Origin of the sequence: Dyella flagellata, from assembly GCF_030160275.1 — a bacterium.
Lineage (GTDB): Bacteria > Pseudomonadota > Gammaproteobacteria > Xanthomonadales > Rhodanobacteraceae > Dyella_B > Dyella_B flagellata.
This window is the reverse complement of record NZ_BSOA01000028.1, coordinates 96990-119138: the sequence shown is the minus strand read 5'-3', so window position 1 is coordinate 119138 and position 22149 is coordinate 96990. Positions and strand designations below refer to the sequence as shown.

19 protein-coding genes are annotated in these 22149 nt (G+C 59.8%); 12 read left to right on the top strand and 7 right to left on the bottom strand.

Annotation, left to right across the window (positions count from 1 at the left end):
* Positions 1-248: 248 nt before the first annotated feature.
* On the top strand, positions 249-2093 hold the full coding sequence (locus tag QQJ96_RS13555) for a peptide-N4-asparagine amidase (RefSeq protein ID WP_284332543.1): 1845 nt from the start codon (positions 249-251) through the stop codon (positions 2091-2093).
* A 320-nt stretch (positions 2094-2413) separates the two neighbouring features.
* On the opposite strand, the gene QQJ96_RS13550 is transcribed toward QQJ96_RS13555, so the two are convergent.
* On the bottom strand, positions 2414-3328 hold the full coding sequence (locus tag QQJ96_RS13550) for a patatin-like phospholipase family protein (protein ID WP_284332542.1): 915 nt from the start codon (positions 3326-3328) through the stop codon (positions 2414-2416).
* Between the two features lie 123 nt (positions 3329-3451).
* On the opposite strand from QQJ96_RS13550, the gene QQJ96_RS13545 reads away from it, so the two are divergent.
* Positions 3452-4723 (top strand): hypothetical protein, encoded by a 1272-nt coding sequence (locus tag QQJ96_RS13545; RefSeq protein ID WP_284332541.1) that lies wholly within the window; start codon positions 3452-3454, stop codon positions 4721-4723.
* A 79-nt stretch (positions 4724-4802) separates the two neighbouring features.
* Here the strand turns inward: QQJ96_RS13545 and QQJ96_RS13540 are convergent, their stop codons facing one another.
* Positions 4803-5888: a twin-arginine translocation signal domain-containing protein gene (locus tag QQJ96_RS13540; protein WP_284332540.1), complete on the bottom strand. Its 1086-nt coding sequence runs from the start codon at positions 5886-5888 to the stop codon at positions 4803-4805.
* Between the two features lie 130 nt (positions 5889-6018).
* On the opposite strand from QQJ96_RS13540, the gene QQJ96_RS13535 reads away from it, so the two are divergent.
* On the top strand, positions 6019-6795 hold the full coding sequence (locus QQJ96_RS13535) for an AraC family transcriptional regulator (protein WP_284332539.1): 777 nt from the start codon (positions 6019-6021) through the stop codon (positions 6793-6795).
* Between the two features lie 41 nt (positions 6796-6836).
* Here the strand turns inward: QQJ96_RS13535 and chrA are convergent, their stop codons facing one another.
* The 3 genes from chrA to QQJ96_RS13525 all read right to left on the bottom strand — a co-directional run bounded on the left by chrA (position 6837) and on the right by QQJ96_RS13525 (position 8868).
* Positions 6837-8069 carry a chromate efflux transporter gene (gene chrA, locus QQJ96_RS13530; RefSeq protein ID WP_284332538.1) on the bottom strand — a complete coding sequence of 411 codons (1233 nt, stop codon included), beginning with the start codon at positions 8067-8069 and terminating at the stop codon, positions 6837-6839.
* Complete coding sequence (locus QQJ96_RS23615) at positions 8066-8170, bottom strand: multicopper oxidase domain-containing protein (RefSeq protein WP_404649110.1); 105 nt, start codon at positions 8168-8170, stop codon at positions 8066-8068. The genes chrA and QQJ96_RS23615 overlap by 4 nt, the downstream gene beginning before the upstream one ends.
* 92 nt (positions 8171-8262) lie before the next feature.
* Positions 8263-8868 carry a TetR/AcrR family transcriptional regulator gene (locus tag QQJ96_RS13525; protein ID WP_284332537.1) on the bottom strand — a complete coding sequence of 202 codons (606 nt, stop codon included), beginning with the start codon at positions 8866-8868 and terminating at the stop codon, positions 8263-8265.
* An 84-nt stretch (positions 8869-8952) separates the two neighbouring features.
* Here QQJ96_RS13525 and QQJ96_RS13520 point away from each other — a divergent pair, with 84 nt between their 5' ends.
* The 4 genes from QQJ96_RS13520 to QQJ96_RS13505 all read left to right on the top strand — a co-directional run bounded on the left by QQJ96_RS13520 (position 8953) and on the right by QQJ96_RS13505 (position 14344).
* Positions 8953-9492, top strand: a complete 540-nt coding sequence (locus QQJ96_RS13520; protein ID WP_284332536.1) for a hypothetical protein — start codon at positions 8953-8955, stop codon at positions 9490-9492.
* Between the two features lie 728 nt (positions 9493-10220).
* Entirely contained in the window at positions 10221-12122 is a 1902-nt protein-coding gene (locus QQJ96_RS13515) for a hypothetical protein (RefSeq protein WP_284332535.1), read from the top strand.
* A 249-nt stretch (positions 12123-12371) separates the two neighbouring features.
* Complete coding sequence (locus QQJ96_RS13510; RefSeq protein ID WP_284332534.1) at positions 12372-13748, top strand: hypothetical protein; 1377 nt, start codon at positions 12372-12374, stop codon at positions 13746-13748.
* A gap of 200 nt (positions 13749-13948) precedes the next feature.
* Complete coding sequence (locus QQJ96_RS13505; RefSeq protein WP_284332533.1) at positions 13949-14344, top strand: lysozyme inhibitor LprI family protein; 396 nt, start codon at positions 13949-13951, stop codon at positions 14342-14344.
* Positions 14345-14634: 290 nt separating this feature from the next.
* On the opposite strand, the gene QQJ96_RS13500 is transcribed toward QQJ96_RS13505, so the two are convergent.
* Positions 14635-15288: a glutathione S-transferase family protein gene (locus tag QQJ96_RS13500; protein WP_284332532.1), complete on the bottom strand. Its 654-nt coding sequence runs from the start codon at positions 15286-15288 to the stop codon at positions 14635-14637.
* Between the two features lie 413 nt (positions 15289-15701).
* Here QQJ96_RS13500 and QQJ96_RS13495 point away from each other — a divergent pair, with 413 nt between their 5' ends.
* From QQJ96_RS13495 to QQJ96_RS13480, 4 genes are all read left to right on the top strand, one after another.
* Positions 15702-16265, top strand: a complete 564-nt coding sequence (locus QQJ96_RS13495; protein ID WP_284332531.1) for a hypothetical protein — start codon at positions 15702-15704, stop codon at positions 16263-16265.
* A 147-nt stretch (positions 16266-16412) separates the two neighbouring features.
* A complete protein-coding gene (locus QQJ96_RS13490; protein ID WP_284332530.1) occupies positions 16413-16652 on the top strand; it encodes a hypothetical protein in 240 nt (79 codons plus the stop codon).
* Positions 16653-16764: 112 nt separating this feature from the next.
* Positions 16765-18744, top strand: a complete 1980-nt coding sequence (locus tag QQJ96_RS13485; protein ID WP_284332529.1) for an MGH1-like glycoside hydrolase domain-containing protein — start codon at positions 16765-16767, stop codon at positions 18742-18744.
* A gap of 154 nt (positions 18745-18898) precedes the next feature.
* Positions 18899-20170, top strand: a complete 1272-nt coding sequence (locus QQJ96_RS13480) for a glycoside hydrolase family 27 protein (RefSeq protein ID WP_284332528.1) — start codon at positions 18899-18901, stop codon at positions 20168-20170.
* A 250-nt stretch (positions 20171-20420) separates the two neighbouring features.
* Here the strand turns inward: QQJ96_RS13480 and QQJ96_RS13475 are convergent, their stop codons facing one another.
* Positions 20421-20957 carry a cysteine hydrolase family protein gene (locus QQJ96_RS13475; RefSeq protein WP_284332527.1) on the bottom strand — a complete coding sequence of 179 codons (537 nt, stop codon included), beginning with the start codon at positions 20955-20957 and terminating at the stop codon, positions 20421-20423.
* A gap of 274 nt (positions 20958-21231) precedes the next feature.
* Here QQJ96_RS13475 and QQJ96_RS13470 point away from each other — a divergent pair, with 274 nt between their 5' ends.
* Positions 21232-22149: an NADP-dependent oxidoreductase gene (locus QQJ96_RS13470; protein WP_284332526.1), complete on the top strand. Its 918-nt coding sequence runs from the start codon at positions 21232-21234 to the stop codon at positions 22147-22149.

The window sequence follows — 22149 nt, the reverse complement described above, 5'->3', positions numbered from 1 at the left end:
ATGAAATGAAAATGTATCGTCATTCCGTCGAAGGTCAGAATGAAGAGAAAAGAAGTTTTGCTTGCTCTATAAGGCCTATCTTTATGATTTATTAAATAATATTGATTGAAAGATAGTGAATAAACAAAAGTCGTATTTCCGCATTGGATCATTAGTGAATATTTATCGCTAACGAATGCCATGCAAGATTTTCATCGGGTGCGGCATAAGATCCCCGCCCGCAGGGGCGGCTTGGGAGGAACCCCGTTATGAGATCTATGCCTTTGGCACGTCGCCTGGCGGCGACGGCGCCCTTCATTGTGACATTCGTATTCTGCTCGATCGAGCCCGTTTCGGCCGGGACCATTGCGTCCATTGATCCGCATGTGCCTGGCGCCGTCGGGCAGCCGTGTGTGGTCGAGCTATTACATAATCGCAATTGGCCACAACAGTTCGTCGACTTGCCGGTGGACCCGACGGTTACCTATACGCCGCCTGCTGCCTGTCCACCGCCGTGGTCAAAGGTCATCCTGAAATTGCACGTGCAGGCCAACAGGCGCTCGGTGGTGGACTCGCTTGGCATGGACTTGGCTAATGTGCGGCTGTTCCATGGTGCTGTGCCGCTTTTCAACGGCGCATCCAACTGGACTATCGAACGTGACCTGACCGACTACAGTGCATTGTTCAAGGCGCCTCAAACTGGTCTTATCTGGAGCGCCCAGCAAGGAGAGGCTAATGACAACGTCGACAGTTTTGCGTTTCAGGGCAGCGCAAGCCTCACTTTTTACCGGTCCAGTGCCGCTACCCCGGCGCCCAAGGTGCCGGACGCTGTCATCCCCGTAAACGAGGTGGGACCGCTCGATCTACCGCACAACATCGTGCGCGCCTACCTGGATGTCGAAAGTGACTACGTCTATGGCCTGCCCGATCCGGACGGCGATTCCAGTCCGCTCTGGTACACCTGCTTCAGTAACGACGCGAATCCTTTCTACACGTTTCTCACTAATCCCTTTGCGCCCGGTAGCAGCCCCGACGTTCATATCTTTCCGCCGAACCAGGGGTGTAACGGCGGCAATTTCCAGGAGCTGCAAGTTAATGTCGACAATACCCCAGCAGGTATCGCGCCAGCGTTTCCCGACGTCATCGCCGACTTGAACTGGATCATTCCCAACAGCGCCGACCAGCCCATTACTACCCTGGAAATGCTCAACTTCAAGCCTTATCGGGTCGACCTGACGCCTTTTGCAGGTGTTTTGAGCGCGCCGGGTTCCCATAGCATCTCCATTAGTACGCTCGCCACGGATACCAACGGGGCCGGCGGCGCCACCTTGTTGGCCTATCTCGATCCGAACAGCAGCCAGGTAAGCGGTGCCGTGACACTGAACACGCTCGCCACGGGGAACGGCGCGCCTACGGACGTCGATACGATTCATCAAACCAGCAGTGATTCGATCGAGGGAACCATCACCACGCAACAACACAGGGATTTCGAAATACGTGGTTTTGTGTCGAGTTCGCAGGGCATTGTCAATTCGCGCGTACATCAGACGAGCAACTTCAACAGTACGCAATTCTTTGACGTGATAGCTCCGCCATTGCCCTTGAACGTGCCGGTCAACCAGTATTATCACCAGACCGTATGGATGAATAACACCGTACAGGAAGTCAGCAGCCGAACGATCGGCAGCACGCTGCTCAGCTGGGACCGCATAAACGTCCAATATCCGCTGCAATGGGCCTACGCCGACACGGTGCAGTCCGACAATTTGGGCGATACCGAGGGTGATAGCCTGCTGCACTCCAATGTGAGGGTAACGCAGGGCCGTGTGATCGATAGCGACCATTACCTGCCTGGCAAAGGCCACTTCATCACGCATTTGACCAGTGGCTTCCAATCCGCGCGCGCGGAGGGAACCAATCCACCCAATCCGTTGTGGGAAAGCTCCACCACACGCGATTACAGCGATAACTTCGGCAGTTGTTATCACGGGAGTATGCAATCGGCCAATGGCGTCATCACCTCGCACATTCTTGGCGCAGGCTGTCCCAATAATCACAACTGGGTAATCTGGTTTGCCCATCCCGATGGGTCGCCTGACGGTTTGGATTGGTAGCGAGGCGTGCCAGCCAGAGGCTAGGGTTCATCCTAGTGGGCGGGAGTGTGTCCCGATGTTTCAATGGGCGTCCCAAACGGGATCAAAACACTTTCTTCTGGAGGTGCACCATGGTTAATACCGATGATCTGAAGCACTTTTTCGGGCTGTTCGTTAGCTGGCTGTCGCCGTAAGCCTCCTATCGAGGCTATCATGCGCGCCCTTCGGGGCGCGCATTTTCCGTGCGCCGAATGAGCGCGTAGGCTGGGATGATAATCCCGGCTTTTGACGCAGCATCCCGAGGCTGGGATTGCCATCCCAGCCTACGAGCAGCCAGACGCTTATACAGTAAGGCGCCAAAATTCGGTGAGTTGCTCCGCAAGGGCTTTGCCTTGGTGGTAACCGGCGCGGGCGGCCGGCGGGCGCGTCGACGGATCCATCTGATTGCTGCCGATAGCGAAAATGTCGTTGGCGTCGCCATCCGGGAAGATCGTTTCGACCCTGCTGTCGCCTGCGCGAAGTTCTTCGACCTGCGCTGCGAGATGCATGCCCCAGTCCAGCGGATGCCGCGATCTGCCGCTGAAAGGGGACAGCACCAGCACTCGTGCGCATCCGGCCGCCAGATCGGCATTTTCGTTTCTTCGATAGCCGCCGTTGATGTATCGCCTGTCGCCGATGCGGTAGGGAGGGACACCGAAACCATTGGAAGTGCTGGCGGCGACGGCGTCCACCAAATCGATTCCGCTGTGGCGGTCGAACACGACCGGCTCGCCGGTATCGGCATCGACCGCCGGGATAAGTATCCGCTGTTGCGGCCAAGTCTGACTGGATAGCCGAGCAGCAACGGTAGCGCGCCATTGCGATTGCGCAGCACTGTGCGACGCTGCGTCCGTTTCCAGTGCCGCTGCGCCCATCCTGCGACGCATGTCAGCCGCATCCTTGGCGGCAGCGATGATGGCGCCGGTTATCTCCATATGGTTCGCCGCCGGACCGATCGCAACGCGTCCACCGTTGGGCCCGACTGAGGCAGTCGGTGGTGAGGGCGCAGCGGTAAGAATGCCGGCAAGTAGTTCAGCCGGCTTGGTCGCGCCGGTTATTTGCGCCGCGACGGTCGACCCGGACGACGTCCCGATGATCAGATCGGCCTCGATCACATCCAACCCGGCCTCAATGAGGCCGGCGATCACGCCGATTTCCCAGGCATTGCCTGCCGCTCCGCCACCGCCAAGAACCAACGCTCGCCCGTTACCTGACATGCTACTGAACCTCTCGGTGATCTCAGCCCGCTACCCAGTGGGTGATGGGCCAACCAAAGATCAGAACACTTTATCCTACATAGAAAGTGTTTTGACCCCGGACGAAGCGCATAAGGAGAACTAATGTTGAAGCGATGGGTCGTGCTTGCTGCTATCGGTGTAGTACTCGGTGTAACGGGCACCGAGCAAGTCACCGCCAAAGACACGCTGCGCCAGCAACTGGCCGAGGAAAGCTGTAGCGCCTTGAAGCAGACGGCGGCAGCGATGCCTGGCCAGGGCCCGATGATTTTGCCCAGCTATCCCGACATGCAAGGCGACGATCCTGCCACGCGTGCCTTGCAGGATGTGGGCTTTGTCTACGACAACGCGTTGGCCGGGATCGCACTCAGCGTTTGCGGCGCACCCGAGCAGGCGCGCCGCATCGCCGACGCCTTGCTGTTGGCACCGGCCAGCGACGTAAGCTACAAGGACGGACGCCTGCGCAATGCGTATCGAAGCGGCGCAGTGAAAGACAACAAGGTAGTGCTGCCTGGGTATTGGCAACAGCGGGGCAACTATTGGAGCCAGGACCCCTACCAGACTGGCAGCGCATCGGGTAACTCCGCGTGGGCCGCGTTGTTGCTGCTGACCGTTTACGACAACACGCACGACACGCGTTATCTCGACGGCGCCGTGGCGCAGCTGAAGTGGATCGCCGCGCACACCGCCAACTCCGTAGCACCCGCGGGCTACGAAGGCGGTGTATTTGGCTACGACAACAAGCAGATCGTTCAGCACTGGAAGTCGACCGAGCACAACATCGACATCTACGCCGCCGCAACCTGGGCCAACCGGGAACGCGGCGATCCTGCGCTGGCCCGGCAGGCGCAGATCGCAAGCACCTTCGTGGCCGCGATGTGGGACAGCCAGCAACAGCGCTTCTTCGTCGGCACCGGCGAGGACGGCAAGACCATCGAGCGTAACAAGTCCGGGCTGGATCAGGAAATCTGGCCGCTGCTTGCCTTCCAGCCACATCCTCCGGCGTGGACTTCCGTTTGGAGCTTTGTCGACGCCAATCATCGCAGCGGTGATGGCTATGGCTTTGACCGTCACCCGGACGGCATGTGGACCGAAGGCACCTGCCAGGCCGCGGCCGCGCTGCAAGCCAGTGGCAAGCCGGTGCCGGACAGCCTTTGGCGGTCGATCAGCGCGCAGCGTAGCGCCGACGGCATGCTGTACGCGACGCCACAGCAGCGCATCAGCACTTCGTTCGCGATCGGCCCCTTGTCCACCTACGACGATTTTTTCTACTACCACCACCCGCACCTGGGCGCGACCGCCTGGGCTGCGCTGGCCGCGAACGGTTGGAACGCATTCGTTGGCAAACCTATCGCGCGATCGGAGAGTCGGCCATGAGTGAACCCTTAGATGATTCGATACGGAGTGTCGCCCAGCAGGCCGCATGAGTCGTTAGCTCATGCGGCTCGCGCTTTCTTCACGCGACGCTGGTCGTTTCAGCGGCACCGTGTACCAGCAAGCCGGGATGCGGGTTGATCCCAAACGGTGCGGTTTCACCCAGCCGCAATGCTGCGGCGACAAAAGCCCACAGCGATTCGGGCGGAGGAGCATCTGCGGGCGGTGATCCATCGGCTTGCTGGCGTCCGGCCGCCCCGGTTTTGACGTATTTGCCGATAACCGTGGCAGTACCGCCTTTGGCGTGATCGGCACCCGGCAGCGTGCGGCTGAATTCACCGGTCAGCAGCGTGACGACATTGCGGCCCGGCATGGTCATGACGCGGCTGAGAAACGTAGCCAGCATCGGGGTAATGGGCGTCATGATTTCGCGCGCCAGCTTTCCAGTATCGTCGTGGTGGGTATCGAACTGACGGTCCTGTCGACCAGTATAGGCAGGCTGCGCGTAGATCACGCTGGCGCCTTCATGGACCAGTGCTTCCACTGCAGCGAAGCTTGCGCGCTGGCTATCGATAGCGGGGTTGCTGCCGAATGCACCATAGGCTTCGCGGATATCGTTGAATTGCGCGACGGAGAGTGAGCGACGGACATCGTCGAGTTTTTCTATGCGTGCGAAACCGATACCTTCTTCCGTGGGGGGATTGGCAGCGACACCCACCGGCAGGCCCAGGTTGTTGACGATCGCGCACGAAACCGCGCTGTGCGGCATTGCTGCGGCCATGCGTAACAGCTGACTGCGCGAACCCGACTGCAGCACCGCTACTCGCGAATCGTTGTGCGAATAAAGCCCATGCCGGAAGTGCACCGACGCCATGTGGCTCAATGCCGTGGCGGGTAGCATACCCAGTGAACCAGCATCGACATAAAGCCCATTGCCCAAGCCGCGCACATTGTTTGGTGTCACGCCGAATGCGCCGTTGGCAAGGAAAGCGTCTGCACTGTTGAATAGACCCGCAGGTCCACCGTTTAGCCACCACACAACCAGGGTAGGGCGTTCGGAATGGCGACTTGGTTTCGCCAGCAGATGCCAATCGCCGAGGGCCAGTGTGCCGGTCAAAGCAGCGCCAGCCTTGAGGAAGCTGCGTCGTGTCATGCTGGGGAAATACATGTGGGCTTGCCTCATTCGACTTGGCTACTGGCGCGATCGCCGTTGCATTCAGCAATCTGCTGGCTGCTTGCCTGCGCGACGGATTCAGGCGTAGCCTAGCCCCGTCCGTCTTTCGAAAGGTTGCCATCTTGTGTCGCGTTTCAGACAGCAGCCTGCACAGCTAAAAGCCTGGCCGATTACGGCGCTCGCCAAGGACTACCCGCGCGGATGGCATGTGCCCAGGCATCGGCATCGTCGCGGTCAGCTGATCTACGCCAAGGCGGGCGTCATGCATGTAACCACGCGCGAGGGAATCTGGATCGTCCCGCCACAGCGAGCTTTATGGATACCGCCAGGCATGGAACACGAGATTCAAATGGAAGGGCAGGTGGCTGTGCGTATGCTGTATCTGGATCGCTCCAACAGCGCATTGTTCGGTTTGCATTGCAAGGTATTGTCGGTGCCTGCGTTATTGCGGGAACTGATTCTGGCTGCCGTACAGGCGCATGCAGAGAAGCACCGGGAGCGTATACGTGTCCTCGCGCCGTTGTTGTTGCACGAACTGCAGGAGGCAAACGTAGAGGCATTGCATATACCGGTACCGACCGACCCACGGCTCAAAAACGTATGTCAGCGCCTACTCGCAGGGTCATCACGGGTAGAAACCTTGGAACAGCTCGCAGCCCATGTCGGTGCCAGCAGTCGCACCTTGGCGCGGCTATTTGAGAGCGAGTTGAAGATGTCATTCGTGCACTGGCGGCAGCATGTCCGGCTGGCCAGGGCGCTAAGCCAGATCAGCCAGGGGCATGCCATTAAAACGGTGGCACGTGATGCGGGCTACGCCAGTTGCAGTGCTTTCAGCAGCATGTTTCATCGCATGCTGGGTATTACACCTACGCACTATATGAGGCAGGTGATAGAACCTTAGGTGGTGTCATTTCGGTCCATGCGACTTACCGTTGCTGTCATCTAAATGCCCACGAAGAGTCGAGCTATCGACGCGATGACGCACCACATCACAACAGACAGCGCGGACCACCGGGCAGCCACCAACAACGTAAAGGCGACCAATGCAATCGCGAAATCTTTCCCATCGTGCACCGCACTGACCCAGACCGGGTCATAGAGCGCCGCGGCCAGCAGCCCGACCACCGCCGCATTGACGCCGGCCAATATCCTGGCGGCCTGATCGCGTGACGCCAGTTCACGCCAGAAGGGCAAGCCCCCCGACACCACTAGCAATCCGGGCAAGAAGATAGCCAGCAGGCTGATTAAGGCACCAAGGGCGCCACCTTGTCCGCCCTGATATTGCTCGCCCAGAAACGCCGCAAGGGTAAACAACGGACCGGGAACGGCCTGTGCCGCGCCATAGCCGGCCAGGAACGTATCGTTACTGACCCAGCCAGGTGTGACGACGGCCTGCTTGAGCAAAGGCAGTACGACATGACCGCCACCGAAGACCAGCGCGCCGGTGCGGTAGAACGCGGCGGCCACGCGCCCCAAGGGCGGCAGGCTCGGGGCGACAATCAAGGCGAGCAACAGCAGGGCGGCATAGGTACCGATCAGCACCAATCCTGTGCGACGGCCATAGCGAAGAGGAAAGGTCTCGCCTTGTCGTGACGTAACAGGTTTGCATAGCAACGGACCGAGTACGGCGCCGCCTGCCACCACGGCGAGCTGCATCACCGAACTGGAACTGATGGCAATCAGGCTGGCTGCTACCGCGGCCATCAAGGCGCGAGGCCTATCCGGTGTGAGATTGCGGGCCATCGCAAGCACACCTTGGGCGACGACAGCGACCGCTACCAGTTTCAGCCCATGTACGATGCTTTGGCCCAACGGTCCGCCAAGAAAGTGACTCAAGGCGCCAAACGCAAACAACAGCAGTGCAGAGGGCAGAGTGAAAGCAATAAAGGCAGCGATGGCACCCGGCCAGCCGGCGCGGAGCAGGCCGATCGAAAAGCCCAGCTGACTGCTCGCCGGGCCGGGCAGAAACTGGCACAGCGCTAGCAGTTGCCCGAAATGCTCCTCATCCAGCCAGTGTCGTCGTACGACGAACTCGCGATGGAAGTATCCCAGGTGCGCAATCGGGCCGCCGAACGAGGTCAAGCCAAGCTTGAGGAAGGCCGCGCCCACTTCCCAGGGTGTGCCCCGGGCGGGTCCAAGCGAAGCGGGTGGCGACGTCGAAAAAGCCCCGCTCATGCGCAGTCGAACAAGGCCATGAAACCGAAATCCATGTGCAGCCGTGTATGGCAATGAAACAGGCACAGCCCGCGCTGATCAGTCGTGACGTCTATATCCATGTACTGGTAGCCGCATATTGGAGATGAAACATCGGATGCATGCGCGTGTGGAACTTGGCTCAATCTTCTTTATCGCCATTGACCGACGCTTCTCATGATGCTCTGGAAGCGTCGTCGTGGTGGCCTTGCGAGGTGCCCAAAAGCTGCTTGAGCGCAAGCTCCACGATTTCTGGAAACGTGCGCGGGCTTGCGTAGGCGCGAGCGATCAGCATCGCGCCATAGACCGTCGACATGAAAGCCTCCGCTTCCCGGCGCACGGAATGGCGCAATCGAAAGACACCCAGTTGCGAGCCCTTGGTCAACACCGTCTCCAGCCAATAGGACAGCGTTCGAAAATGCTCTTGCACCGCTTGGGCTAAGTCGTCGGGCAGGGTGGGCATTTCAGCGGCGAGCATGCCGGCGACACAGAACGGTGCAGTCGCGTCGGCAATGCATTTCTCCCAGTAGCCCGTGTAGAAGAGAAGTTGCTGCTGGGGATCGAAATCCTCACTGGTAAGCCGTCGTGCTTGTTCCTCAATCACGCCCCGGGATTGTTCCACCACGGCTCGCGCCAGATCGGATTTGGCAGGGAAGTAATGGTGAATGCTTGCCTTGCGCAGCTGGACTTGCTCAGCCACGTCCGCATAGCTAAACCCGTTGTAACCCTTTGTTTGGATGAGGTATCGGGCTGTATCAACCAATTTTTGCTGGGTGCTCATGTGCTCATCCTACCACTAGGTAGACAGTTGACCCGGGAATCTACCTACTAGTAGGATGGCGATACTTTTCCAGGAGTACGCACCATGACATGGCTGCAGAAGTTCTATTTCCTCCGCTCCGGCGGAGCGGCCGTCTGGGTGGCGCTTGTCCTCGTAACGGCGCCAGCGTCCGTGGGGCTGGCAACAGCATTGCTTGTGATTTATCCGGCGTGGGATGCCTTGGCGAACTGGTTGGACGCACAGCGCAGCGGTGGCATGCAGCTCAACCCAGGACAGACGTTCAACCTGATCGTCAGTGCGGTAACAGCTGTTTGCATGGGCATTGCCGTGCCCCTGCATGGAAACGCGGGCGGCGTGCTGGTCTTTGGCAGTTGGGCACTGCTTGCGGGCATATTCCAGCTGATCGTGGGCATCGCGCGTCGCAAGCTCGGCGGCCAGGTCTTCATGATGATCAGCGGCGCACAGTCGGCGCTCGCAGGTATCGTCTTTATTTACCAGTCGCTCCGCGTCGCGCCCGGCCTCGTTCAGCTCACCGGCTACGCCGCGTTTGGTGGTTTTTACTTCCTGGCTTCCGCTTTGTGGCTCACCTTCAAGAAGCGCAGCGCGGCACGCGCGATGTCGTGACGGAAAAATGGGGACAAGATTTCGCCCGTCCTAAATCATGGGTGTCCCGATCTGCATTGGGTGTCCCGATCTGCAGCGAATCATGGGTGTCCCGATCTGCAGCGATCAGCAACGAAAAAGCCCCGGCTAGGCCGGGGCTTGGGAAACGCCATCATCCATGATGATGCCCCGTTTGTCGGCGCGACCTCCTTGCCGCACCTGGCATCCGTTCCACCAGCCGACGTGTCGGCGGGACTCCCGGGGCATGGAGCTATTCTCTGTGAACCCCTGGGTCAGCGGTATCGGGAGCCTCCGCTTTGTCGTGTAGGCGAATTCCTACAAAAGGTCATGGGGCTCCCAATCCGCTTTGAATCGCTCTTTCGTCGCCCAGGTGCACGAGGGGAAGGCACATGGGTGTGCCTGGCTTTGAGGTGGAGGAAAGCCGGGCCCCAGTGACTTAGACGAACTGCAAGTCGCTGAATCCTAAGCCTCCGCCGGAATGACGAGCAAAGGCATCGGCGATCGGGTGCACGTAGGCCGGTTCACGTTTCAACGACAACGCCGTCGAAACAATGTCGAAGCAATGTGACGCCCAGTACCTCGCGCGAGTTAAGGAAAGTCGGGCTTAGGCGGCGTGTTCACAGGCTCAAGCAGTGCAAGTATGCGGGTTTTGGGCGTCTCCCTCGGTGCAGGTGTAGCTATCCCAAAAAACAGCCGGCCCGCATACGGCCGCACAAGGAGGTATTCCCATGTCTGACACGCATACCGGCTCAGCTCCCGACTCCCTCCGCAAATCCGCCTCCAAACTGGGGCCAAAAACAGGGTTCAACGCCACCCGCTCCGGCCAGTTTGCCGGCGCTGCTTACGAGTACTTCACTCCCGCCTTCGTGCAGGACCTTGCCGATCAACCCGCGTTGCAGGAAGAACTCAACAACTGGTGGACCCTGAACCTGACCAGCTGGGTCGCACAGGCCATGCCCGCTGCGCCGAGCTGGTTCTATGACCCGGCCACTACCAACATCCCCTCCGATGCAGCCTCGGTGGCCATTCAATGGAACGCTTTTTCCGGGCGCATCCAGCAGTTTTACTCCGCCAATCCACCCGTCGCTCCGGCCAACCCTTACAAGCTCAATGCCACGCAGGTCTATTCCTTGGCGGACACCGGCTACTACACCGATAGCAGCAACAAGAGCATTGCTCTGCCGAACATTCCCGCCACCTTGTGTCCGCAAGCCAATTGGAGCGGCCCCTTAAAAACCTTCGGCCCGTACGGGCCGCGCGGATGGCAAGACGAATACTGCGAATGGTCGGTTTTCCGCAACACCGCCAACCAGGTCGTTCGTGTGGATTTCACCTGCGAAAACCCGGAGTACTGGACCACGCTGTGGAAGGTCAGTCCCGAGCGTGTGGTGGAACTTTATAATTCCACCCTCAACGCGAATGCCCAATCGCAGAACCAAATCACCGTCACGCTTGCCGACCTTCAGCTCACCGATGCCAGCGGTAAACCGGTGATCGACCCCAATACCGGCCGTCCCGCGTACAACCCTCTCAACAAATGGAACAGCGGACCCATTTCCGTTCGCGGCGGGTCCACTTCTTCCGGTGGCGCGATGCATCTGACCAGCACGCCCAACACGCTGCAAACCGAAATCGGCCTCGCCGGCGCCTCATCCGTGCAGTACGCCTCGGGCAATCTCTATCCACAGCCGTTGATCTGTTGCGGCAACTTCGGCCAGGAGTATCGCCACAGCGATCCGCATATCGGCCAGAGCGTTTCGCAAGCGGTGAACCCCAACTCCGGTTCCTACAACCTGGCCAATCTCGCCAATCCCTTCGGCCTTTATATCCAGCTGCCGAATTTCGCCAACTGGACGTTCGGTTCAAACGTCGTGCCCGGCCAGGGTGGCATTCCCGCCAATGCGCAGCCTTCGGACATCTGGCAGATCGTCCGCGGTTCCCAAACCTGCATCGATCCGGTCACCGGCCAAGCCTTCCCGGGCAACATGATCCTGCATGCCGCCTGCCAGATCCCGCTAGCGTGGCTGCAGGCCAATCCCAACCTGACCTTGGCGGACATTCTTATCAATGGCCGCCCCATCCAGTGGGCCGGCCAAATCGCCGAAACGTTCAACATGACGCTGTACGCACGGCCGCTGCCGGCAGGCAGCACGGCACCTCCGGTCAACCCATGCACTAGTACGCAGAGCCCGGCGTACACGCCGCTGCAATGCATGTACTCGCAGCTCTGGAATGGCTATTACCCCATCACCGAGCTTGCCCCAACGGGAGCGAAACTCTCCCTCGCCAGCAACACCACCTTTGTCGCGCCTTGGCTGCCGGCCAACGGCAAAGCCCAGGCACTTACCCTGACGTGCACGACGATTCCCAGCCAGCTCTCCGATCTGCAAGTGGCGTTCCTGCTGCCGGACAGCAGCGATCCCGACTCCAGTATCGGTGTGACGGTGAACGCGGCCACGCCCGTCACTTATGCCGTTCCCGGCAACTCCTACCCGGACAATTATTTTGCCCTTTCGCTCTCGGTCACCGTCGGCTCAAGCAGTGCGCCCGGGCTGCGCTCGGTGCAAATCACCGTCAACGGCAACTCGAGCGTTCTGCCTGACGCTGTCTTCATTCCCGAAATTGAATGAGGACCTCCGTCCATGGACCTTGGTCAATTCACCCGCGTCTACACGGGGCTGCGGAATCACCGCAGCCTCACTTTTTCCTTCCTAACGGCGTTTGTGCTCACTCTTGCCGCGTGTGCTTCGGGGCCGGCGGGGCAGGGAGCCAAGCAAGAGGTCGCTGCTGAAAATCATCAGGAAAAAGCCGCGCAGGATAGTGCTGCCAGCACCGCCAATCCTTGCCCGGCCTCATCCACGATCCAGATGCAGGCCATCATGCCCACGCTCTTCCTCACCAGCGGCAATCAGATCGGTGCCGATTGCCTTGCCTGGCAGGAATTCATCTATTTGAACTGGCGCGCCCAGCCTGGCAATCCGGGCAACCCTGATCCCACCGCTAGCGCCGCGGACTTTGGTTTGCCAACGGACCTACAACCCAAAGTCTGGGAAAGCTATGAGAGCTTGGAGCAGGTGTTCGCGCCCCAATCCTCTAAAATGGCAAGCAAATCTTCAGCCTCCCAGCTGCTGCAGCTCGCCTACACCTCCGAACTCGCCAATATCCATCTGCTGTCTATCGGCCAGGCGGGCAATGGCAAGTGGCTCACCTCGCAAGGCGGTGATCTCGTCTATTACGACGTGCGCCTCAACCTGGACGAAGCCCAGTTCATCCAGCAAAACCAGCTCACCACGTTTGCCGGCCAGCAGGCCTGCGCCAGCAATCAGCAAGCGCAACAAAAAGGCGTGGGAGGGCTCAATCTCCCGCAAGGCGGCAACCAAGACACCGACTGCTCGGGCAATCCTCAAACCTACGGGCTCAACCTCGGCACCATCGAGCTCAAATCGGCCTGGGTGCAGTTGCCTGTCGACCATTCTCTCGACTATCGCTACCTCACCACCCAAGCCAACATCGTGCCTCCCATCGGCCAACCCTACACCGCCACGGTCGGACTGGTTGGGCTGCACATTGTCCACAAGTTGCAGGGCGGGCCGCAGTTTGTCTGGGCCACCTTCGAGCAGATCGACAACGACCCTGACAACAACAACGGTAACCCGCAACCACCACAACTGCCGCCCAACCCCAACCAGCAGCCTGCCACTGGCTATCAGTTCTACAGCGCCAGCTGCACCTCGCAATCGGATCCCTTTTACCAGTGCAAACCGAATGAGCTGCCGGGTACTCCTTGCACCACACTTGCGCCGCCTTACCAGCCATCCGGTTGTGATCCCTACAACGCTCCGATCCAGGTCACGCGCATCTACGCCGTGGACTCCACTGCCAACAGCGCCACCGGTTACGCCTGGACACTCATGCCAGCGAAATCCGTATTCAACTACTACCGCCTGATCGAAGTGCAGTGGCCGAACGCGCCCGCACCGCTTCCGCCTGGCTCCGTCACGCCCCTTACCACCGGAGACATCACTCCGAACGCCTCCACGCTGATCACCGCAAACACCACGGCGGAGACCTATGTGCAAAACACCCACACTTGCATGAGCTGTCACATGAATGCGCCCATTGCCACGCCCTCCAGCGTAGCGCTTATGCGCGTGCAAAACGGCAGCATGCAGCGCCAGGTCATGTTAGGAAAGCAGACGACCAGCACTTACGCCAGCGATTATTCCTTTATCTTCGCTGCCGGGACCAATCACTAATCCGCGACATCGCCAATCAGCGCAAAAGATGTTGCGCGCAGTTGTGTGTTTTGCACGGAAAACGGGGCATCCTGGTCTAAATCATGGATGTCCCTATCTGACTCTATTCCGACTCTCCGGAACTTGAAAATTGCAGCGAAAATAGCCCACTATCTGCCGGTCAGGCCTTACCCCAGTCAGAGACGCAAAGGATCGCCAGGATGTTCCGCAAATCATCTTTCGTTTTGGGTGTCACCTTCTGTATCGCCGCATTGCCTGCAAGCGCACTGCAGACGGATGCATTCAGCGCATGCTTGGATCAAGCCGAAGGCGCTGCCGGGGCCATCTTGGATTGCCATAAGGCGGAAGTCGCCCGATGGGACCCGAGACTGAATGCGGCCTATCAGACGCTACTGCATAGGTACAACGGCGAGCAGCGTACTCAATTGCAGCAAGCACAAAGAGCATGGCTCAAGCATCATTTAAGCGAGACCCACCGTCTGGCTGCCCAGCCGGAAGATATTGGGGACATGGCCTTCATGGAATCGGAGGATTTTGAGTTGAATGACTTGGTCCAGCGAACGTTGGTGCTTGAGAAGCTCGTCAAACAGAAGTGATCTGACGTCGACTTCAGGGTTCCGAGTGCGCTTCCCGGAATGCGCACTCGGAACCCTGATTCGACTGGCCCCGGAACAGCCTCCACCTAAGCGTTGGGCGCACGGTATCGAAGCGCATCGGTCAGTCGTAGGCTGGGATGACAATCCCAGCATTGGGCTGGCGTGCGGGCGCTGGGATTATCATCCCAGCCTACGCGTTGGGTACTGGGCATGGCCGATCATTCGCGACCGGCCATGCCAGGCATATTAAAAGCGATGGCCACCAAGGGGAGCCTGCGCCGGTTTCGAACTCAGGCAGCGGCGGGAGTGTGGCGCGCGTAACCTTCCGTCTGGTTGTGCAAGGCAGCCTGGAATGCCGGCCGAGCTTCGCAGCGCTTGAGGTAGTCGTTCAGCGGCGAGAACTCCGCCACCAGATCCGTATGCCGCACAAACCGCAACGTGGTCGCCATCAGGATATCGGCCGCGGTGAAACGCCCAAGCAGATACTCGCGGCCATCGAGCCAAGCCGAAAGCACAGCCAACCGGGCCTTCGCTTCGTCGACGGCGCCGGGGCGGCGTAGCTTGGTCCAAGCCTCGTCGCCATGCAGTCGGTCAACTCCAAAAAGATTCCAAAGCGGTGGCTCGACTGTGTTGAGCGCGGCAAACATCCAGGCGAGCGTTTCAGTGCGCCGGTCGCGCGGCATGAGCACTTCGCTCTGCTCGGCGATGGCATGAACGATGGCGCCGGATTCGATCAGGGTTCCGCTATCGGTTTCGACCGCGGGCACCATTCCAAAAGGATGCTTGCGCCGGTAGCCCTCGGAGTTCCGCTCATCGGCGTCGACCCACTTGCTCTCATAGGCAAGCCCTGCCTCCTCAAGCGCCCAGCGCACGCGCAGATCGCGCACCAGACCCTGGGCAAAGGGCGGCACCCAACTGAAGCCCCATACGGCGATATTTTTCATGGTAATTCTCCTCGTGTCGTGCCGTTACCGGTCGTCTCCGGTGCTTGGCGATCGGCGAAGAGATTGCCGCCGGGCACTCAAAGGGTGGGAGTAACAAGCTTGGCGGGATTCGGAAAGATTGTCCGCGCTCGACCAACTCAGATTCTGGGTCAAGACGATTGGGTCGTTGTCGTGTGTCAGGTGGTGACTTGCCGACTGGAGGGGCGAAAGCCGGAGTGGCAGACCAACATCTTGCGAGCAATCAGATTTGTAAGCAGTCTGGGACGTCCGCTTCCCAATGCGATCGTTCCAAAAGCCCAGCGATCGGCGTCGACGGCGACCTGCTGCGATGCCGCCAAGCTATTACTTCCGGCCTTCTGCGGTTCTACCCAAGCCTGCTATCTTGCGCTCGCCCAGATGACTGGAGTAGTGAAATGAATCACTTTCGCTGTTACTTGGCTATAGTCGCGATAGCCTTTGGCTGGAGTTCTGCGAGCAGCGCCACCGATGTGCTCGGCCTTACGCTCCATGCGCCCTTGAGTATGTCTGAATGTCTCAAACGGCAAGATATGTATCTTTCCGATGATCATGAGCAGTGTTTTAAATTGGGTGCTAATTCGACATCGGAGGATACCCTTCCGAAAGACGGGCAGGTCATCGTCAACTTGCCCGTGGAAGACCGCCCCAACTACATGAGCGGAGAGGATGTCGTGGTTGGCTTGAAAGATGGATTGGTGGTCAGTGTTTCAGCAAAGACGCACGGCACGATGCGTGACGGTTACGATGTCCGTTGGCTTGTAGAGGCTTTCGGTCAGCCGCAAGCAAGTCCTGCGATACAGAACATCCCAGGCAATCATTTCACTTCCGCGCAGATCGCCTGGTCCTTGCCGGATGGTGCCTCGGTCTACTACAACAGCGGCGAATGGGGGCCTTACTATGGATTGGTGCGAGTGCAGCTGCCTTTGGCGAGTCCGCATCAGATCGGCATATGGGATTGAGTTCGGTTGTAAAAAAAGCTACTGCTTGTCATTCTGCGAATGATTTCATCAATCTGTTGCATCGACCGGCTGAATCCGCAACCAGAACCGGATAAAGATGGGTGGCCGTGAATGAAAGTAGAAGAGCCGAATTTTTAGGGGACAAATTTGGACTTTCTCAATTCGACTATGGTGCTGGCCGTCGTTTCGGCCTATACGTACTACGTTCTCGGCGCCTATGAAGCCCAGCAAGGCGGCAGCCACCACGGCGTACTTTGGGCCGCTCTATCGGCAGCGCTTTCTTTCGTGGTCGCCTATCTTTTTAAGGGAGGTTGGGGACTGTTACTGCTCGCTCAGGTGGGTCTTTTCCTGGGCATTGCGATTTTTCGCGCCCTGCGTCGGTCGTAAGGCGTAACCTGAAACGGGTTCAGGAGCTGAGTCAGGGAAGGGCGATTAGTCCTTGTTATCGGGGAGTAGGGCAACGCTGGCTTTGTGCGCCGGCATCGCCGAACATGATGCCATGCACGCACAACTGAAGAATATGATCATCGTTGCAGGGCTTCTCCTCGCCTGCGCCGGCGGCATGGCGCAGGCCACGGAGCCGGATGCGCGCTATCTCGACGTGATGGACATGCACGGCATGCCCGCGTCGCCGGTGGATCGCAGCTTCAACATCTTTTTCGATGCCGGCGCCTGGCATGGTTACAGTCTTCCGCCCAAGGGTGACGAGGGCACCGGCTTTGTCGGCCCCTTCGTGCATAGCCTTGGCGACGGTCGATGGGCGGGCAAGCAGTTTGCGCGCCTGGTGCTGCGGGATGCGGCGAGCCATCGGGACATCCCGCTGGTGCCGATCGAGAGCCATGCGGCGCCCGGTTATCTGGTTCGCCGCTTTGTTTCTCCAGACGTCAGCGTAAGTCAGATTCTTTTCTTCGCCAATTCATGGCATGCCCTGGTGCGCGTCGAGTTCAAGGCCGCGCGCACGATGGATATCGACGTGGGCATTGTGGGGCAGGTGATGCCTGATGAGGCGAGCCACCTCGCCACGCATGACGGAGAGGTGGTGCAGACCTTTGCGGGCTCTCCCTCGGTGCTGAGCACGAGTCTGCACACTGACACGGCCAATGCCGGTCACGTGACGCTGGCGCGTGCCGACTACCGCATCGACTTGAACCGGTCGTTGCATCTGGTGCCCGGTCAGACCGCGGTGGTCTATGTCGATCAGATGCTGACGTATAACCCGCAATCCGATAAGCCGCAGGCGGCAAATGTGGTGGCGGCGTGGGCGCACAATCGCGAACGCTGGGCGGGTTACCTGGCATCGCTCTCGTCGTACCACCTGGCTGGCTTGCCCGACGACACGGCACGGCATGTAGCGGCCAAGGCGATGATCACCTTGCTCGGCAATTGGCGTGCGGCGCGCGGCGACCTGCATCACGACGGCGTTATTCCTTCCTACTCCAACCCGGATTTCAACGGTTTCTGGGCCTGGGATTCGTGGAAACACGCCGCGGCGCTCGCGTCCTTCGCGCCGGATCTGGCGCGCGACCAGGTGCGAGCGATGTTCGACTACCAGGCTGCCGACGGCATGGTTCCCGACTGCATTTACCTGGACAAGTCGGGCAACAACTGGCGTGACAGCAAGCCGCCGCTCGCGACATGGGCCACCTTGGCCATCTACCGCGCCACCGGGGACAAGGCGTTTCTCTCGGAGATGTACGACAAACTGGTGCGTTACCACCGCTGGTGGTTCGCGGCCCGCGACCATGACCACAACGGACTGGCCGAATACGGCGCCACCGACGGCACCGCCATCGCGGCCAAATGGGAAAGCGGCATGGACAATGCCGTGCGCTTCGACAGCATCGCCATGCAGAAAAACGGCCAAGGCGCGTGGTCGATGGATCAGGAATCGGCCGATCTCAACGCGTATCTCTACCAGGAGAAGCTGGATCTTGCCGAGATCGCCAAGGCGATCGGCAAAGAGGGCGACGCTCGCCAATGGCTGAAGGAAGCGGCAGCGATGCGCAAAGCGATCCAGGCGCGGTTGTACGACCCTCATCGCGGTTACTTCTTCGACGCCCGGCTTGTCAGCAACGATCTCGTGCGTGTTTACGGCTCGGATGGCTGGGCGCCGCTGTGGGCGGGTGCGGCAAGTGCGGAGGAGGCTGCACACGTCGTTCGAGTCATGCTTGACCCGAACAAGTTCGCGACCTATCTACCGTTTCCGACACTGGCGAAGGACGACCCGCATTTTTCTCCGGTCAACGGCTATTGGCGCGGTCCGGTGTGGCTCGACCAGGCTTATTTTGGCGTGGCGGCGCTTCGTCGTTACGGTTATGCGAAACAGGCCGACGACATGGCGCGCCGCCTCGTATTAAATGCCAGGGGAGTCACCACCCAGGCTCCCATGTATGAAAATTACGATCCGCTCACCGGGCAGGGCTACCAATCGGCGAACTTCAGTTGGGCTGCCGCCAGTTACCTGCTCTTGCTGCACTAACGTCATTGCGGCACCGGCCCATCGATAGCGGTGGAGATGGGATGGGCCCGCGCATCTAAAATCCAAGCCAGTTGAACAGACGTGCCAACCGTATCGGAGACAATCGTTGATGTTCAAATCAAAAGCAGGTCAGCGTTGGCAGACATGGATGCTCATGTTGCTCTCGCTCCTATTGGCGCCCACCATGCGGGTTTCGGCGCAGACGCCGCCGGGCAACGACCCAGGCAGCCAGAAGTTGTTCAATATGGAGATGGGGCCGAACCGTTCGATCTTCCGGCCTTCCCATGATCCGGCGCGTACCGCCAACGGCCTGGCCAAGACGCCGCCGATGGGGTGGAACAGCTGGAACAAGTTCGGTTGCAACATCGACGAGAAAACCGTGCGTGCGGTCGCGGACGCCATGGCAGCGAGCGGTATGCGCGATGCCGGTTATCAGTACGTTGTCATCGACGACTGCTGGCAGGGCAAGCGGGATGCCGACGGCAACATCTTGCCCGATCCGGCCAAGTTCCCCTCCGGCATCAAGGCGCTGGCCGATTACGTGCACTCCAAAGGGCTGAAGTTCGGCATCTATTCGGACGCGGGCAGCATGACGTGTGGCCGGCGCCTCGGCAGCCAAGGCCACGAGTACCAGGATGCCCTTGCGTACGCACGCTGGGGCGTCGACTACCTGAAATACGACTGGTGCTACACCGGTACGCGCAACAGCGAGGAGGCCTACGCGCTCATGGCGGACGCACTGCGCTCCACCGGGCGTGACATCGTCTTTTCGATCTGCGATTGGGGTGTCAGCCGGCCCACGATGGTCGACAAGTCCATGCCGTGGGAGTGGGGCGAGAAAATCGGCAACCTGTGGCGTACCACGGAAGACATCTACGATGCCTGGGCGGGACGCAAGGGCACCAGCCTGGGCATGGTCAACATCCTCGACCTCACCGAGCCGCTGTATGCCTATGCCGGCCCGGGACACTGGAACGATCCGGACATGTTGGAGATCGGCAACGGCGGCATGAGCGACGTCGAGTACCATGCGCAATTCAGCCTATGGGCGATGATTGCCGCGCCCCTGATTGCCGGCAACGACATCTCCCAGATGAGCGATGCAACCCGTGCCATCCTGCTCAACCGCGATGTGATCGCCGTTGACCAGGATAGCCTGGGGCATGCAGGGCACCGCGTGCGCAAGGATGGCGATCTGGAGGTGTGGTCTAGGCCGCTGGCGGACGGCGGCCGGGCGGTAGTCCTCTTCAACCGCAGCGAACGGCCGGCGGACATCACCGCAAACTGGACCGACCTCGGTTTTCCAGCCAACGTCGCGCTCAAGGTGCGTGATCTGTGGGCGCACAAGTCGCTAGGTAGCGTCACCGGTCATTTCACGGCGAAGGTAGCGCCGCATGGGGTTGTGATGATCAGGCTAGGCCAGTAAGTAGTAGACGAACGTTGAAGTTCACGCTGATCCTGTTCCGGAGCGCACCGTCATTCCGGCGAAAGCCGGAATGACGAGCAAAAGCACAGCTGCGGGCGAAAAATGGGGAAAGCATTAAACCCCGTGCCCCATCGTTTCTCCGCTTCAGTTGAAAATTTCAGCGCAATTAGCCCGCTACCCGTGCGCTAGGCCTCACCTCAATCAGAGACGCAAAGGATCGCCATCCAGCCGGTCCTCGGGTCGCAAGAGGCTATGCAGCAACCGCGGGCGAGCCAAAGCTGAGTTCGGCTGCATGTACAACCCCGCTCTTTCTACCGGGGTAGGAGATCCAGCGCATCACCGCGTTCAAGTCTTCAACGATGGATTGGGCCGCGACCAGGCGACCCGGCTCCAGTTCCATATCGCCCGTTGTGTGCGCATCCTCCACAAGAGTCAGATCAAAACCCCGCTCCAAGGCAGCGTAGGCAGTGGCCCGAATGCACCAATTGCTCGCAGCACCGGCCAAGACGATGTGAGAGACGCCGTGATGTTCCAACAGAGAGAGCAGGGGCGTTTCCTCAAAGGATGAGTTGAACTGCTTGTGGATGCGGCTTTCGCTTTCCAGGGGCTTGAGTTCAGGCACCCACTGCCACTCAGGCGTGTCGCGCCGCAGTTCATCGTCGTTATGTTGTACCCATACGATCGGCACTCCAGCGGCGCGCGCCCGATCTACGGCAACTGCCACATTGGCGACTACTCGGTCCCGCTGCCAAGCGCTCGCCACCACGCCAGCCTGAACGTCAACCACTAGGAGTACTGTTTTGGAGCCTGTCCGCGTAGCCATCGGATTGTCTTTCTAGTCGGATTCGGTACGGACATTATGCCGGACTGCACGGTATCCATGAGGCGAAAGTAGCCATCCGCAGCGGCGACTTGAAAGGTGGCCGCGTAGCCCTAAAACCCTTGGGTAGGCGCATCGACTCTCCACATCTCGCCAAATTTGTTACTCCAGCCTCTCAGGTACCCCGCGGCAATCTCCCTACGCTTTCGTTTTCACCATACATTTTGCCTAGGAGGCAGCGATGCCACGCGCCGTCATATTCGAAACTTATGGTCCACCTAGCGTTCTGAAAATCGTCGAAAGGCCGCGTCCCATCCCGAAAGAGGGCGAGGTGCTGGTCAACGTCGAGGCCGCCGGGGTGCAGCCCTTCGACACCGCTTATCGCTCAGGTGCCGTCCGGCAATGGGCGCCCGCGAAATTCCCGCAATCGCTGGGTCTCGAGTTTGCCGGCACGATCATCGAAACGGGCGGCAAGGTCGCGGGCTTCGACCCTGGCGATGCGATCCTGGGCTGGTCCCTGGATGGCGCCTATGCGGAAGCGATCGTTGTCCCAGCCGGGCAGTTCATTCGCAAGCCGGACGCGATGAGCTGGCCCGAGGCGGGTGCGCTGTCGGCTTCGGGTCAGACCGCGAGCACCGCGCTCGATGCTCTGGGGCTGGCAGCCGGGCAGACGCTCGTTGTCCATGCTGCCGCCGGCGGCGTCGGCAGCTTCGCCGCGCAGATCGCTGTTGCGCATGGGGTGCGGGTCATCGGCACGGCAAGCCCCGATAACCACGCCTATCTGCGAGAGTTGGGTGCTGTTCCGGTCGACTATCACGACGACCTGGAGGTTAGTCTGCGCGGCACCGCGCCCGAGGGCATCGATGCGGCGCTGATCGCGGTTGGCGGGGAGGAGCCGATCCGCGCTTCGGTCGCACTTACGGGCGATGCAGCGCGCGTCGTTACGGTCGCTTTCGACCCAGCTTCAGAGCGCTACGGGGTCAAACGGGTCGGCACTCAACGCTCGACCGAGCGCCTTTCCTTCCTGGCAGCGCTTTATGAAGCGGGAAAGTTGCGGGTGCCGGTCGGCCGCGTCTTCGCTCTTGAAGAGGCGGCCGATGCGCATCGGCATATCGAGACCGGGCATTCGCGCGGCAAGACAGTGTTGGTGATGCGGTAG